At 45.5% G+C, this 15,102-nt stretch carries 16 protein-coding genes, 1 tRNA gene and 2 riboswitches; of the genes, 15 read left to right on the top strand and 2 right to left on the bottom strand.

Annotated elements, in window-relative coordinates; genetic code table 11:
• Positions 1–135: 135 nt before the first annotated feature.
• The gene (locus NFR99_RS02080) at positions 136–333 is read right to left on the bottom strand and encodes a hypothetical protein (protein ID WP_120482489.1); all 198 of its coding nucleotides are present in this window, start codon (positions 331–333) and stop codon (positions 136–138) included.
• 223 nt (positions 334–556) lie between these two features.
• Here NFR99_RS02080 and cysD point away from each other — a divergent pair, with 223 nt between their 5' ends.
• The 4 genes from cysD to NFR99_RS02100 all read left to right on the top strand — a co-directional run bounded on the left by cysD (position 557) and on the right by NFR99_RS02100 (position 4,894).
• Positions 557–1,537, top strand: a complete 981-nt coding sequence (cysD, locus tag NFR99_RS02085; protein ID WP_120482487.1) for a sulfate adenylyltransferase subunit CysD — start codon at positions 557–559, stop codon at positions 1,535–1,537.
• A gap of 2 nt (positions 1,538–1,539) precedes the next feature.
• Positions 1,540–3,375, top strand: a complete 1,836-nt coding sequence (gene cysC / locus NFR99_RS02090; RefSeq protein ID WP_120482484.1) for an adenylyl-sulfate kinase — start codon at positions 1,540–1,542, stop codon at positions 3,373–3,375.
• A 65-nt stretch (positions 3,376–3,440) separates the two neighbouring features.
• A complete protein-coding gene (locus NFR99_RS02095; protein WP_120482482.1) occupies positions 3,441–4,577 on the top strand; it encodes a hypothetical protein in 1,137 nt (378 codons plus the stop codon).
• A gap of 234 nt (positions 4,578–4,811) precedes the next feature.
• Positions 4,812–4,894: transfer RNA gene (locus NFR99_RS02100), tRNA-Leu, on the top strand.
• A gap of 124 nt (positions 4,895–5,018) precedes the next feature.
• Here NFR99_RS02100 and NFR99_RS02105 read toward each other — a convergent pair.
• Positions 5,019–5,402, bottom strand: a complete 384-nt coding sequence (locus NFR99_RS02105; protein ID WP_120482480.1) for a metal-dependent transcriptional regulator — start codon at positions 5,400–5,402, stop codon at positions 5,019–5,021.
• Between the two features lie 269 nt (positions 5,403–5,671).
• Between NFR99_RS02105 and NFR99_RS02110 the strand changes: the two genes are divergently transcribed.
• From NFR99_RS02110 to NFR99_RS02160, 11 genes are all read left to right on the top strand, one after another.
• Positions 5,672–5,884, top strand: a complete 213-nt coding sequence (locus NFR99_RS02110; RefSeq protein WP_120482477.1) for a FeoA family protein — start codon at positions 5,672–5,674, stop codon at positions 5,882–5,884.
• 37 nt (positions 5,885–5,921) lie between these two features.
• The gene (locus NFR99_RS02115) at positions 5,922–6,143 is read left to right on the top strand and encodes a FeoA family protein (protein WP_135974452.1); all 222 of its coding nucleotides are present in this window, start codon (positions 5,922–5,924) and stop codon (positions 6,141–6,143) included.
• A gap of 109 nt (positions 6,144–6,252) precedes the next feature.
• Positions 6,253–8,664, top strand: coding sequence for a ferrous iron transporter B (gene feoB / locus NFR99_RS02120; RefSeq protein WP_135974450.1), 2,412 nt, complete (start codon positions 6,253–6,255; stop codon positions 8,662–8,664).
• A 17-nt stretch (positions 8,665–8,681) separates the two neighbouring features.
• Positions 8,682–8,855, top strand: a complete 174-nt coding sequence (locus tag NFR99_RS02125) for a FeoB-associated Cys-rich membrane protein (RefSeq protein WP_120482471.1) — start codon at positions 8,682–8,684, stop codon at positions 8,853–8,855.
• Positions 8,856–8,999: 144 nt separating this feature from the next.
• Positions 9,000–9,278 carry a DUF2325 domain-containing protein gene (locus NFR99_RS02130; RefSeq protein WP_135974448.1) on the top strand — a complete coding sequence of 93 codons (279 nt, stop codon included), beginning with the start codon at positions 9,000–9,002 and terminating at the stop codon, positions 9,276–9,278.
• Between the two features lie 58 nt (positions 9,279–9,336).
• The gene (locus NFR99_RS02135) at positions 9,337–9,888 is read left to right on the top strand and encodes a DUF3793 family protein (RefSeq protein WP_135974446.1); all 552 of its coding nucleotides are present in this window, start codon (positions 9,337–9,339) and stop codon (positions 9,886–9,888) included.
• 119 nt (positions 9,889–10,007) lie between these two features.
• Positions 10,008–10,436, top strand: coding sequence for a flavodoxin (locus tag NFR99_RS02140; RefSeq protein WP_120482465.1), 429 nt, complete (start codon positions 10,008–10,010; stop codon positions 10,434–10,436).
• 50 nt (positions 10,437–10,486) lie between these two features.
• Positions 10,487–10,570, top strand: a riboswitch (ZMP/ZTP riboswitch).
• A gap of 37 nt (positions 10,571–10,607) precedes the next feature.
• Positions 10,608–10,698: riboswitch (THF riboswitch) on the top strand.
• Positions 10,699–10,803: 105 nt separating this feature from the next.
• Positions 10,804–12,489 (top strand): formate--tetrahydrofolate ligase, encoded by a 1,686-nt coding sequence (locus tag NFR99_RS02145; RefSeq protein WP_120482463.1) that lies wholly within the window; start codon positions 10,804–10,806, stop codon positions 12,487–12,489.
• Between the two features lie 91 nt (positions 12,490–12,580).
• The gene (locus NFR99_RS02150; protein ID WP_251352482.1) at positions 12,581–13,351 is read left to right on the top strand and encodes a formate/nitrite transporter family protein; all 771 of its coding nucleotides are present in this window, start codon (positions 12,581–12,583) and stop codon (positions 13,349–13,351) included.
• Between the two features lie 145 nt (positions 13,352–13,496).
• Entirely contained in the window at positions 13,497–14,597 is a 1,101-nt protein-coding gene (locus NFR99_RS02155; RefSeq protein ID WP_135974444.1) for an SGNH/GDSL hydrolase family protein, read from the top strand.
• A gap of 112 nt (positions 14,598–14,709) precedes the next feature.
• Entirely contained in the window at positions 14,710–14,937 is a 228-nt protein-coding gene (locus tag NFR99_RS02160) for a hypothetical protein (protein WP_135974442.1), read from the top strand.
• Positions 14,938–15,102: the final 165 nt, after the last annotated feature.

Raw genomic sequence — 15,102 nt, forward strand, 5'->3', positions numbered from 1 at the left:
GCCGATAATAGCAAACAGGGGGAAGAAAAATAGTGTGAATAATTATATCTTAGCGTAGGAAGAGAGGAAATGCAATAGGCTGTTTCAAATTAGAATACAAAATGTTTCACGGTGAATAATAAGTTCTTCGTGTATTTACAGGCGGTATGCAACGAGGGCAACTTTCTCTCCTGTTTCTTTAGAGACAGCTTGTTCCAGTTTTGTTATCTGGCGAACGCAGGAGTCTGTAAGAGATGCGTAGGCATCTTCACGTTCCAGTTCTTTTGCCATACGCTCAGCAGCAGATTTGCAGGATCGAGGGAGTTCAGTGACGGTTGAGTTGACGTAAATCATTTTTAACATCTCCTTTTCTGATAATTGTTCAATTCTTTGAACTATTATGTAGTATGTACAAAAAGATAATGGTACAGTCTTTGGATGCTCATTTGGAGAATAATTACACAAAAAGAAAAAATATCCGGATTACATATTGACAGAATGGATTAGTTAAGATAATGTTAAGAAATAACATATTCGCATCATATTTCTAATATATATTCTTTCTTATAAGGAAAATATGGAAATATTTTGCGTGGTACATAAAAAGAGAAAAAGTGGTAATTATTTTTATAACCACATAGAAAATCAAAACAGGAGAAAACTTATGAATCATTTGGATGAATTGGAAGCGGAAGCGATCTATATCCTTCGCGAAGTGGCTGCAGAGTGTGAAAAGCCCGTCATGCTGTATTCGATAGGAAAGGATTCCTCTGTCATGCTGCATCTGGCGATGAAGGCATTTTATCCTGAGAAGCCTCCATTTCCATTTTTACATGTAAACACGACCTGGAAATTCCGTGAAATGATAGAGTTCCGGGATAGGCGGGCGGAAGAGCTGGGCATAGAGATGCTGGAATATATTAATGAAGAGGGTGTGCGCCAGGGGATTAATCCTTTTGAGCATGGGGCGTCTTATACAGATATTATGAAAACACAGGCGCTCAAGCAGGCTTTGGGGAAATACGGATTTACGGCGGCTTTTGGAGGCGGCAGAAGGGATGAAGAGAAATCCAGGGCAAAAGAAAGGATATTTTCTTTCCGAAATAGGGAGCAGGCATGGGATCCGAAGAATCAGCGTCCGGAGATGTGGAAGCTGTTCAATACCAGGATTGCACAGGGCGAGAGTATCCGCGTTTTTCCTCTTTCAAACTGGACGGAGAAGGATATCTGGCAGTATATCCGCAGGGAGAATATTCCAATTGTATCGCTGTATTTTGCAAAGGAGCGTCCGGTGGTTGAGCGGGACGGACAGCTTATCATGGTGGATGACGAACGCATGAAATTACTGCCTGGTGAGAAAATAGAGATGAAAAAAGTGCGTTTCCGTACGCTTGGCTGCTATCCGCTGACCGGCGGGATGGAGTCTGACGCGGAAACTTTGGATGAAATTATAGGAGAGACACTGGCGGCGGTAGAATCAGAGAGGACGAGCCGTATTATTGACTCAGACGGAGGCTCTGCCAGCATGGAAAAAAGGAAGCGGGAGGGATATTTTTAACGATGAGAGAAGATTTGTTAAAATTTATAACCTGCGGAAGTGTGGATGACGGAAAGTCGACGCTGATAGGACATATGCTCTATGATGCAAAATTATTATTTGCCGACCAGCAGAAGGCGCTGGAATTGGACAGTAAAGTGGGTTCCAGGGATGGCGATATTGATTATTCTCTGCTGCTGGACGGGTTGATGGCAGAGCGGGAGCAGGGAATTACGATTGATGTGGCTTACCGTTATTTTACTACGGATAACAGGAGCTTTATTGTGGCAGATACGCCGGGACATGAAGAATATACAAGGAATATGGCAGTAGGGGCTTCTTTTGCTTCTCTTGCGGTGATTCTGGTGGATGCCAGCCAGGGAGTACTGATTCAGACGAAGCGGCATTCCAGAATCTGCTCTCTGATGGGCATTCGGCATTTCGTGTTTGCGGTGAATAAGATGGATTTGGTGTGCCATGATAAGAGGAAGTTTCGAAAGATAGAGAGAGATATTAAGGTCTTAATGGCAGAGTTTGAATATCAGTCGTTAAAGATTATTCCTGTTTCGGCAACAGAGGGAGATAATATCACGAAGCCTTCAGAAAATATGCCGTGGTATACAGGAGAGCCGCTTCTTACTTATCTGGAAAATGTGGACGTGGGGGAAAAAGAGGGAAAGACAGGCTTTTCTATGCCTGTTCAGCGTGTATGCCGTCCAAATCACAGCTTCCGGGGATTCCAGGGGCAGATTTCTACAGGGGAAATCGCAGTGGGAGATACCATTACAGTTATGCCAAGCCGTGAAACAGCGAAGGTAGCGGAAATCCTGGAGGGGGATAAGCGTGTAGAGCAAAGCAGCAAAGGGCATGCAGTAACGATTCGGCTGGATACGGAAATTGATGTGTCCAGAGGCTGTGTTTTAGAGCGGGGGTACCAGCTCTGTACAGGTTCGATGTTTACAGCTTCTATCCTTTGGATGGATGACAGCAGTCTGGTCGCAGGCCGGAATTTCTGGCTGAAGCTGGGAACCCAGCAGGTTCCGGCGACTGTAATGAAGGTGAAGTATAAGGTTGATGTGAATTCCGGTGCAGAAGTATATGCAGACAGGATTTATAAAAATGAAATCGCGTATTGCGAGATTTCGGTGGGCAGTACAATTGTATTTGACAGGTTTGAAAATAACAGGGAGCTTGGGGCAGTGATTCTGATAGACAGGATTACAAATGCTACATCTGCGTGCGGGATTGTGCAGGAGCCGCTGGCGAGAGGGAAGAGCCTGACCTGGCATAATATGGATATTACGCGGAACCTGCGCGAGAGCCAGCTGGGGCAGAAAGCAATTACCATATGGATGACCGGGCTGTCCGGAGCCGGGAAATCATCTCTTGCTAATGCGTTGGAGAAACGTTTATTTTCCATGGGCAGGCACACGATGTTGCTGGACGGTGACAACGTGCGCATGGGGCTGAATAAAAATCTGGGATTTGAAGAAAATGACAGGATTGAAAATATCCGCAGAATTGCAGAAGTGGCGAAGCTGATGAACGATGCCGGTTTGATTGTACTGACATCCTTTATTTCTCCGTTCAGGCAGGACAGGCGGAATGCAAGGGATATTATAGGCGAGAGTTTCGTTGAAGTCTATGTGAGTACGCCGCTGGAAGAGTGCGAGAAGCGGGATGTGAAAGGGCTGTATAAAGAAGCACGAAAGGGCAATCTTCAGCATTTCACTGGGATCAGCAGCCCGTATGAAGCGCCGGAGAATCCGGCGGTTGTGATAGATACCAGCAAACACAGCCTTGAGGAATGTGTGGATATCCTCCTGGAAGGCTTGGAAGAATATTTAAAGAGTGAATAGAAGGCTGGCTTGGGAAGCAGATTCTCAGGAGGCAGGAAAATAACGGTGTCACGAAAGGGAAGATTATGTCAACAGTTTATATCAGTATCGGTACGCCGAAGACAGGGACTACAGCGCTGCAGACTTTTTTGCGTGAAAATGAGAATGAGCTGAATAAGCAGGGGTATTGTTACCCCATGCTTGAGCTGGGCATTGCGCCGTATTATGCAGACAGGAATGGGCAGTTCCTTGTCTACAAGTCGCGCAGTGAAGAGAATAAAGCGGAGCGTGAGGCGAGAGTCCGGAATATGGCATACCAGCAACTGCAAAAGTATATAGAGAAATATCCGAATATCATCCTTTCAGATGAGCAGATTTGGTATCGGAGCAGGAATCGGGAGGATTTCTGGCAGGATGTGCTGGACAGGTTCCGTGAGATGGGCTGTGAAGTTAAAGTGATTGTTTATCTCCGACGGCAGGATTTACTGATACAGTCCCTTTGGAACCAGAGTATTAAGATGTTTCAGAAAAATAGATGGACTTTTAAAGAGTGCATAGAGCGGAATTATTTCAGTTATCATCCATTGGACTATTATGAAAACCTGAAGCATATGGAAAAGTTTCTGGGAAAAGAAAATATCATTGTGCGTCCGTATGAGAGGGGAAGGTTTGAAGGAGAGGAACACACCTTATTTTCAGATTTTTTCCAAAGCGTTGGATTGACTTTGACAGACGGATTTCAAAAAAGCGTGAGCAAAAATCATGGTTTAGAAGGAAATTTTCTTGAAATTAAGCGATGGATTAACAATGTGCCGGGCTACGCTTCAATACGTGATTTCCTGAGCCGTCCTGTATTAAATGCCAGTATGCATTATACAGAGCTGGGGGAAAATGAAAAGGCAAATATGTTCAGCTACGAAGAACAGAAAGCTTATCTTGCACAGTTCGAAGAGAGCAACCGGAAGGTGGCAGAAGAGTACCTGGGGCGAAAAGAAGAACCGCTGTTTTATGATGAGGTTAAGGAAGCACCCCAGTGGACATTCCGGGAGGACAGGCTGTCCAGAGACATTGTTGCGATCATGACAGAGGCGTTCAGCGTGCAGGAGAAGCGGATTGCCGATTTGAAAAGTGAACTGAAAGAAACAAAAGAAGAATTGGAGAATCTAAAGAATATCCGCCTTCTTCGCACATACCGGAAGGTGGGGGATTTCTTTAAGCATTAGCGAAAAGCAGATGGCGAGTAACAGTTCAGCCCAGGACTTTGCACCTGCTGCAAAGTCCGTGAGAATGCGTAAATTCAGCCAGAGAATCCAGCCCTTTGCGAACAGCAAACTTTAAATGGGCTGGATTCCGTAACAGTGAAGCCGAAGGCTGAACTGTTACGATGGCGAAAATAGATATCATATCAGTCTTGACAGAACGTGTCGTTGTCTAGTATAATAGCTGAGCAGTGAAAAGCGGATATGGCGGAATTGGCAGACGCGCCAGATTTAGGTTCTGGTGGGAGACCGTGCAGGTTCAAGTCCTGTTATCCGCACCAGATAATGATAATCCGAACCCGGTTCCAACCGGGGACGACTTCAGATTTTTAGTATATCTTTTAGAGCGAAAAGAAAAATGGTGGTATCGTGGAGATACCGCCATTTTTGCTTTTGAAAACAATTTTAACAGGTAGATTTTTTATTTTCTTGTAATGCATGAGCTTTAATGGCCTCAAAAGAAGCATCGCTGATAATATGCTCCATCCGGCAGGCATCTGTAGAAGCAGTCTGCCTGTCTACGCCTAACTGCATTAGAAACTGGGTGAGGAGTGTATGACGCTCGTAAATCTTTTCTGCAATCTGACGGCCTTCCTCGGTGAGTGACAGATAGCCGTGCTTATCCATCAGTACATAATTTCCGCTTTTCAGCAGACTGATGGCGCGGCTAACGCTTGGCTTTGTATAGCCCATATATTCGGCAACGTCTACGGAACGCACAGAGTTGATTTTTTTTGATAATATTAAAATAGTTTCAAGGTACATTTCTCCGGATTCCTGTATCTGCATGATAACATTCTCCTTTCTATTGGTGGATATACGGTTCATTTTTTCGGTATACATAGTGAAACTGTAATTATTATAACAGTTTCTATGACTTTTTCAATTGATTTTCAGCGGCTTTGTATAAACAGGCAAGAGGCGGATGAAAAAAAGTTCTTGACAAATGAGTTAGCATAGGGTAACATGGTAGAGAATTAGCAAATGCTAATTACTTTGTTAAGCTTTGTGTTAGTGACTGCTAATTTTGAGAATATAATGCAAAGGAAGGATGGGATATGATGCCGTTGACACTTGCAAATATCGGTGAGGAGAATATGATTCGCAGAGTTGGAGGGAAACAGGAGGTGAAAAAGCATCTTGAAGATTTAGGCTTTGTGGCGGGCAGCAGAGTGACTGTTATCAGTATGCTGGGCGGGAATGTGATCGTGAATGTGAAGGAATCCCGGGTAGCCGTCAGCAGAGAGATGGCACAGAAAATCATGGTGTGATTCTCAGTGGTAAATATTTAGAGGAGGATATGGAATTATGAAAACACTTAGACAGGTGAAGATTGGAGATAGGGTGAAAGTTGTTAAGCTTCATGGAGAAGGGGCGGTAAAACGGCGGATTATGGACATGGGGATTACGAAGGGCGTAGAAGTCTACATACGGAAGGTTGCGCCTTTGGGAGATCCGGTGGAGGTAACGGTACGGGGATACGAGCTTTCGCTTCGGAAAGCCGACGCGGAGATGATAGAGGTCGAGTAATAGGACATGGGGGCTTCCCATTATTTTTTAGAGGCAATGTTAGCATGGGCTAATTTGCAAAGGAAAAGACAGGGGACAGAAAGAATAATATAAAGAAAGGAAGAGAATTATGGATTTGAGAATTGCACTTGCAGGAAATCCCAACTGTGGGAAAACCACTCTGTTTAATGCGCTTACCGGTTCCAATCAGTTTGTGGGAAACTGGCCGGGCGTAACGGTTGAGAAAAAAGAGGGGAAATTGAAAAAACATGATGGAATTATCATTACGGATTTACCGGGAATTTATTCTCTTTCTCCGTATACTCTGGAGGAAGTGGTCGCCAGGAATTATCTGATTCAAGAGCGTCCGAATGCGATTTTGAATATTGTGGACGGTACAAACCTGGAGAGGAATTTGTATTTGACTACGCAATTGACAGAGCTGGGAATCCCGGTAGTGGTAGCTGTTAACATGATGGATATTGTAGAAAAGAACGGGGATAAGATTCATATCAAAGAATTATCCAGGGAACTGGGATGCCCGGTGGTTGAGATTTCGGCATTGAAAGGGACAGGAGTTGTGGAGGCTGCGGAGACGGCAGTCAAGGCTGCGAAGGGCGGGAGGACAATTCCGATGCATACCTTTTCGGGCGCAGTGGAGCATGCGCTTGCCCACATTGAAGAAGCAGCGGTACATCATATGCCGGAAGAACAGCAGCGCTGGTATGCGATTAAGATTTTTGAGCGGGACGATAAGGTTCTGGAGCAGATTGGGATTGAAAAAGGTGTTTTGGAGCATATCGAAGCGGATATTCAGGCGGCAGAAAAGGAGTGTGACGATGATGCAGAGAGTATCATCACCAATGAGCGCTATCTTTATATTGCATCTGTGATCAAAGGATGTTATAAAAAGAAATCATCAGGAAAACTCTCTGTTTCCGATAAAATTGACAAAATAGTGACAAACAGGTTTGCGGCGCTGCCAATTTTTGCGGCGGTTATGTTTTTGGTGTATTACCTTGCGGTATCAACAGTGGGGACGTTTGCCACGGACTGGGTGAATGACGGGGTATTTGGCGATGGCTGGCATCTGTTTGGTATAGGGACGGCGGATTATGAAGAAGATATGAATACATATGCAGAACAGTATGTGTTTACCGATGAGCTGAAAAATATGGTAAACAGTGCGGCAGAAGCTGGAGTGATTGGTGCAGAAGATGTCCAGGGGGCGGTAGAAGAAGCAGACTTTGGCGCTTTTGAGGAGGCATATGGTTCTTATGCAGATTCTTTGGCGGAAGAAGGCTTTGACATTTCCGAACTGGTGGATGAGGCATTGGAAAGCAGCGATGTGCCGGATACCTCTGCTTATGGGGTATGGGTTCCGAGTATTCCGGTTTTGGTTGAAAATGTCTTAGATGCAGTGAATTGTGCGGAGTGGCTGACAGGATTGCTGCTGGATGGTATTGTCGGTGGCGTTGGCGCAGTTCTGGGCTTTGTTCCTCAGATGCTGGTGCTGTTTATTCTGTTGGCGTTTTTGGAAGCGTGCGGCTATATGTCCAGGATTGCATTTGTGCTTGACAGGGTGTTCCGCAAGTTCGGTTTGTCAGGTAAGTCTTTTATCCCGATGCTGATTGGAACAGGGTGCGGCGTTCCTGGCGTCATGGCTTCCAGAACGATTGAAAATGAGCGTGACCGACGGATGACGATTATGACGACTACATTTATCCCGTGCGGGGCAAAGCTTCCGATTATCGCCCTTATTGCGGCAGCTCTGTTCGGCGGCGCATGGTGGGTAGCGCCCAGCGCGTACTTTGTGGGAATTGCGGCAGTAATTATTTCAGGTATCATGCTGAAAAAGACGAGAATGTTTGCAGGCGATCCGGCGCCGTTTGTTATGGAGCTTCCGGCATATCACTGGCCGACAGCAGGAAATGTATTACGTTCCATGTGGGAGCGGGCAAGTTCATTTATCAAAAAAGCAGGAACAATTATTCTTCTTTCATCTATTCTTATATGGGCAGGTTCTGTTTTCGGATTTGTGGACGGTGCATTTGTATTTGATCCGGATATGGAGCTTGAGAGTAGTATTTTAGGTATCATTGGGGGCGCAATCTGCTGGATTTTTGCACCGCTTGGATTTGGAAGTATTAAAGCGGCGATTGCTACCATTATGGGACTGGTTGCAAAGGAAGAGGTTGTGGGCGTGTTTGGCGTGTTAGACTTTGAGGGAATGACTCAGCTTGCCGGATATTCATTCCTGATATTTAATCTTCTGTGTGCGCCCTGCTTTGCGGCAATCGGCGCTATTAAGCGGGAGATGAATAGTGCAAAGTGGACATGGTTTGCTGTCGGATACCAATGCGGGTTCGCTTATGCAGTTTCCCTGGCAGTTTACCAGTTTGGAATGCTTTTTATGGGAGAGGGAAATCCAGTGGGAGTAATAGCAGCTCTGGCAGTTGTGATATTTATGCTGTTTATGCTGTTTCGTCCCTATAGTGAAGCAAAGACGCTCAGCGCGAAAAAGGCACGTTCTGTTGCGTGATGGCAAAGGAGGGGAAAATGTTATCCTGGATTATGGGAAATTTGGCTACAATTCTTATCAGCGCCGTTCTCGTTTTGGCGGTGTGTCTCATCATTGTAAAGATGGTGAAGGACAGAAAGCAGGGGAAATCCTCCTGTGGATGTGACTGCGGGAGCTGCGGTGCGTGCTGCCACGGAAAGAAAGAAATATAAAAAGTACAGTTCAGCTATATATGGCATCTTCTAATGAGAAAGCCCGCACTGGAAAATGGCAGGGAAGTCAAATTAAGAAGCAATAGATAGCTGAGCTGCTTTTTTGCTAGTGGTTAGCTGATGCTAACCAAAAGGAGGTCATGTATGAGTGTTGTTATTGTCGGAGGGAATGAGTGCATGGAAAGGAAATATAAAGATTTGTGCCGGGAATATGGATGCAGTGTAAAAGTTTTTACAAGAATGAAGGATGGGTTGAAAAGAAAGATTGGAAATCCAGACCTGCTGGTGTTGTTTACAAATACTACATGCCATAAGATGGTACGTTGTGCTTTGGATGGGACAAAAGGGAAGGAAACTGTAATTGCACGTTCCCATTCCAGTTCTATGGCGGCATTAAAAAAGATTTTAAAGGAACACGCATAATCATTTTGGGGAAGGGAAAAATAGAAGAAAAGATTTGAGTGTCTGAATGGAGGAGAATATGTCAGAAGAAATGATTATACAGCACTGCGCACCTACTCTGGCAGGAATGAAAACAGGGAATCTTTTTACCTGTCCTTATCAGGCAAAGAAGGAGCTGCAAAAAGAGATCAGGCATCTGAACCGTCTGCTGGCCTCCAGGGGAATCCGTGTGCTGCCGATCAAATATTATGAGCAGAAGGTATTGATTTACCTGTACCGCCCAAGCTATTTAAAGCGGGATTTTTCGAATAGAGACACGGTTTCTCTGTTGGGGGATTATGGATATGATGCAGGGAAGCCGGAACGCTGTTTAGTCCGTCTGATGGAACGGCTTAGAGAGAACAGGGAGTTTCCACATGAAATCGGTTTATTCCTAGGGTATCCGCCGGAGGATGTGAGAGGCTTTATCGAAAACAGGGCGGGAAACTGCAAATGTACAGGGTATTGGAAAGTATATGGAGATGAAGAGGGAGCAAAACGTTTATTTGGTAAATATAAAAAATGCACGGATATTTATTATAGTAATTGGGTCAGGGGAGAGGGAATGGAGCGGCTTGCAGTAGCTGTTTAGAGGGGGGATTTTCAGGAATTTATTCCCGTGGGCAGCGAGCCGGATGACTGCTTGCAGCGGGGAATTTGGTTTATAGAAAACCGGCGATAGAACGATAAAAAGAAAGGACAGGTAGAAGTATGGGGAAAATTGCAGTTGTATATTGGAGTGGGACAGGAAACACAGAGGAGATGGCAAACGCTGTTCTGGAAGGAGCGAGGCAAAAGGGCGCGGATGCGGCGCTATATACGCCGGACAGCTTTGATGCCTCCATGATAGAGGAGCAAGATGCCATCGCATTTGGCTGTCCTTCTATGGGATGCGAGGAGCTGGAGGATACAGAATTTGAGCCTATGTTTTCATCCTGCCGTGAAAAACTTGGAGGAAAGAAAGTGGCTCTCTTTGGCTCATACGGATGGGGCGATGGAGAATGGATGCGGGACTGGGAGGAAACCTGCCGGGAAGCGGGAGCGGTACTTGTATGCGAGAGTGTAATCTGCAATGAGGCTCCGGACGATGAAGCGGCGGATGCATGCAGGGCGCTGGGGGAAGTGCTGGCGGGGCAGTAATAATTCCTTGACAAATCCGCCTTTCAGGTGTATATTAAGAAGCATAAAGAAAAGGTTTTGATTACTGACGGATAGTTGTGGAGTACCACAAGGAAATCAAAATTATATGTGGGTCGACCGTCTGGGCAGCATTCGAGATTTTAGAGTGCTGCTTTTTATGTATCAGAACCTGGTAGAGTAGACGTTATACGTAAAGTGTCACAGAAGAGGGAGACTTTCTGTGAACGAAGGTTCGCCGCGTTATAATGTTGCTTCCGCTACTGCGTAAACTGTGGATATTTTTGTCCATTAACTTTGCGCGGCATTTTTTTGCCCAAAAACAGTAAAATCCCGCTGGGAATGCGGAAAATGAAAGGAGATTTTTATCATGGGTTACAAATCAGACATCGAAATCGCACAGGAGACAACGATGTCTCCAATTACTGAAATCGCTGCAAAAGCCGGCATCGATGAGAAGTATTTGGAGCAGTACGGAAAGTACAAAGCAAAAATCGACTATAATCTGCTGAAAGAGTCTGACAAGGCTGACGGCAAGCTGATCCTGGTTACGGCAATTAATCCGACGCCTGCAGGAGAGGGCAAGACAACAACGACCGTGGGTCTGGCAGACGGTATGCAGAAACTTGGAAAGAATGTTATGGTAGCGCTCCGTGAGCCGTCCCTGGGACCTGTATTTGGCGTGAAAGGCGGCGCAGCAGGCGGCGGTTATGCACAGGTAGTTCCAATGGAGGATATTAATCTTCATTTTACCGGTGATTTCCATGCAATCGGCGCAGCAAATAACCTGCTGGCAGCTATGATTGATAACCATATTTTCCAGGGAAATGACCTGAACATTGACCCGAGAAAAATTACCTGGAGAAGATGTGTGGATATGAATGACCGCCAGCTGCGTAATGTAGTGGACGGACTGGGCGGCAGGACAAACGGTACGCCAAGGGAAGATGGTTACGATATCACGGTAGCATCTGAAATTATGGCAGTTCTTTGTCTGGCAAGCGATATTACAGATTTGAAAAAGAGGCTTTCCAGAATCATTATCGGATACACATATGGCAAACCGTCAGAGCAGAAGCCGGTTACTGCCGGTGATTTACATGCAGAGGGCGCTATGACAGCTCTTCTGAAAGATGCATTGAAACCAAACCTGGTGCAGACCCTGGAGCACGTTCCGGCAATCGTACACGGCGGCCCGTTTGCAAATATTGCACACGGATGTAACTCCGTGACAGCAACGAGGATGGCTATGAAGCTGGCTGATTATACCATCACAGAAGCAGGATTCGGCGCAGATTTGGGAGCTGAGAAATTCCTGGATATCAAGTGCCGCATGGCAGGGCTGAAACCGAATGCAGTCGTTATCGTAGCTACTGTACGTGCACTGAAGTACAATGGCGGCGTGGCAAAAGCCGACCTGAATAATGAGAACCTGGAGGCGCTGGAGAAAGGACTTCCAAACCTTCTGAAACACGTAAGCAATATCAAGAACGTATATAAACTGCCATGTGTAGTTGCTATCAATGCATTCCCGACAGATACAAAGGCAGAGTTGGATCTGGTTGAGGCGAAGTGTAAAGAGCTTGGTGTAAATGTAGCGTTGTCTGAAGTATGGGCAAAAGGCGGCGAGGGCGGAAAGGCTCTGGCAGAGAAAGTTCTGGAACTGGTAGAGCAGCCAAACGATTTCACATTCTCTTATGAGCTGGAAGGCAGCATTGAGGATAAGCTGAATGCTATCGTTCAGAAGATTTACGGCGGCAAGAGAGTTGTCCTGACAGCAAATGCCCAGAAACAGGCAAAACAGTTAGAGGATCTTGGATTTGGAAACTGTCCAATCTGTGTGGCAAAGACACAGTACAGCCTGACAGACGACCAGACAAAACTGGGCGCTCCGACTGATTTTGAGGTAACTGTGCGTAACCTGAAGATTTCTGCAGGCGCAGGATTTATTGTAGCGCTGACCGGAGAAATCATGACGATGCCAGGACTGCCGAAGGTTCCGGCTGCTGAGAAGATTGATGTAGACGAGAGTGGTAAAATTACAGGCCTGTTCTAAATTTTGAAAGGCTGCGGCGGACTGCAAAGCCGTTTGACGCTTTGCAGCCCGCTTTTTTTACAGGATTCCTAAAAGAAAGGTAGGTATTATTATGTTTGGCGACGAATTTCAGGCGGCGGGCAATGCAGCGAAAAATAAGCTGGGACTTTTAGAGAAAAATCCGCTGGGATATGTCATGTCCTCTATTATGGCTGGGTTGTACATAGCATTTGGAAGCATCCTGATGGGAGTGGTAGGCGGTACTTTTACGGCAGGAGGCGCTTATTCTACAAAGCTGGTCTGCGGGCTTGTGTTTTCAGTGGGGCTGTGTTTTGTAATCATGGCGGGAGCAGAGCTTTTTACAGGAAATAACTTTGTAATGGCATGCGGCGCATTAAAGAAAGAGGTAAGCTGGGGAAAGGCTGTGATGCTTTGGATTGTGTGCTATCTGGGAAATTTGATAGGTTCTGTAGTGGGGGGAGGCCTTTTCACCCTGACAGGGCTTGCGACAGGAGATGTGGGGGCGTTTTTGGCGAATGCGGCCGCAGCAAAGATAGCAGGCGAACCGATGCAGCTTTTTGCGAAAGCAATTTTGTGTAATATCTGTGTGTGTCTGGCTGTATGGTGCAGCATTAAGATGAAAACAGAAGGCGGAAAAATTGCTATGGCGGTTGCCGGCGTGGTTACTTTTGTAACATGCGGATTTGAGCACAGCATTGCAAATATGACGTTTTTTACGATAGGTCTGCTGAATCCGAACGGCGCGGCTGTAAATATGGGGGGATGTCTGTATAACCTGCTGATCGTCACTGTAGGAAATATGATTGGCGGCATCCTGTTTGTAGCGGTTCCTTATTATCTGATTTCAAAATCGAAAAAATAGTGGCAGAAAGGACTTTTGCTTATTGGCAGAGGTCCTTTTGTTTTCAATATTTTACTTGTATTTTCCAGACCGAGCGTGTTATAATGAAACAGAAAAGAAACAAAAATGTAAAAGAAAGGTAACAGTTAGGGATGTGGTGATAAGTATGAAGCGAATCAGAATCAGCTTGTTGGTTTTCTTATGTTTTCTGTGTCTGGGCGGAGGTACACTAAGGACGGAGGCCGCCTCGTTCAATTTGGTAAAGCAGGTATCGGCAAAAACGCCGATAAAAGGAAAATGGGTGAAAACCGATAAAGGTTACCGATACCGTTATACACACAACGGGAAATATGCCAGAAGCGTATGGCTGCCCATTAAGAAAAGGATTTACTATTTTAACAGTAAATCGTACCGTGTGACAGGGCTGAAAAAATATAAAGGAAAAAAATACTATCTGAACTCGCGGGGGGCGCTGACTTCCGGCTGGCAGACAATTGGGAAGAAGACTTATTATTTTTCGGCAAGGACAGGCGCAGCGCTCACAGGCTGGCAGACGATTCAGAAAGTACGCTATTACTTTAATGAAAACGGCGTCCAGCAGAAAAACTGCTGGGTGGGTGATTATTATGTAGGCCAGGACGGCACGCTGGTAAGGGACACAATGGTGGACGGCTACTACGTGGATGAAAACGGAAAGCGTACGGTGGTTCATTTTGAGGATGGAGATCCAAAGGAAGAAACGTCTCAGTACATTTTTGTGGGAGACTCCAGGACAGTAGGAATGAAAAATACGGTGGGAGGAAACCATGTTTATATCGGAAAAGTAGGGGAAGGATACCAATGGTTTTCTACAAAAGGGATAAGGACTTTGAAAAAAGCGTTGAAAGCGGCTCCGCAGTCCAAGGTCATTATTAACCTGGGCGTGAATGATTTGGGTAATATTGGCAGCTATATTGCATATTATCAGAATCTGATTGTCCAGTATCCCGGAGCAAGATTTTACTTTATGTCTGTGAATCCCATAGAGGCAAAGCTGGCAAAAGCAAGGGGTTACAATACCACAGCAGTGAATAATAACACAATCAAGGCATTTAACGCCAGCCTGCAGGCAGCATTCCCGGGGGCATATCTGGACTGTTATACGTATCTGATGACACAGAATCTGATACGGAATGTGAAAGCAGGGGCGGGAACCGTAGATGGTATCCATTATACGGCGGCAGTATATCAGGCAATTTATAATTTTGCAATTGCTTCGACGAATTAATTTCCATCAAAATTCCATACTATAATCGAACCGTAGAATTACGGAGAGATGGCAGGATAAGGAGGAAATCCAACGTGGCGCTAATGGCGCGGCGAAGGTGTTATGCTGCAGTATGGAAATGGAAGATTTGGCAAATGATTTGTGGGCGCTCGAGAGGGATGGAGAAGAACTTTCTTATCACAGTATTGTGGAGTTCATGACAGAAAAGCTCAGCGAACAGGAGTGGCAGATTGTTGAATTGAAAGAGCTGCTGAAAGAGGTAAAGCAGATGGAAAGGTATACGACGGGAGCTCTGCTCCACAAGGTGTATCGTAAAATCAAAGGCTTGTGGGGAAAATAGGGGGCAAAATTGTTACAAGGGCGGCAGCCATTTTTGGCAGCCGCTTTTTTTCGCCCGGAAATCTATGGCTGCTGTGAATGGAGTAAACAAGAACAATCTATGTAATAAAGAAAATGAGTGGTGACAGCTCTTTTGTTTTATGTTAAAATTTGTCTTAAGGACTTG

Source organism: Hominisplanchenecus murintestinalis (assembly GCF_943193015.1).
GTDB classification, from domain to species: Bacteria; Bacillota; Clostridia; order Lachnospirales; family Lachnospiraceae; genus Hominisplanchenecus_A; species Hominisplanchenecus_A murintestinalis.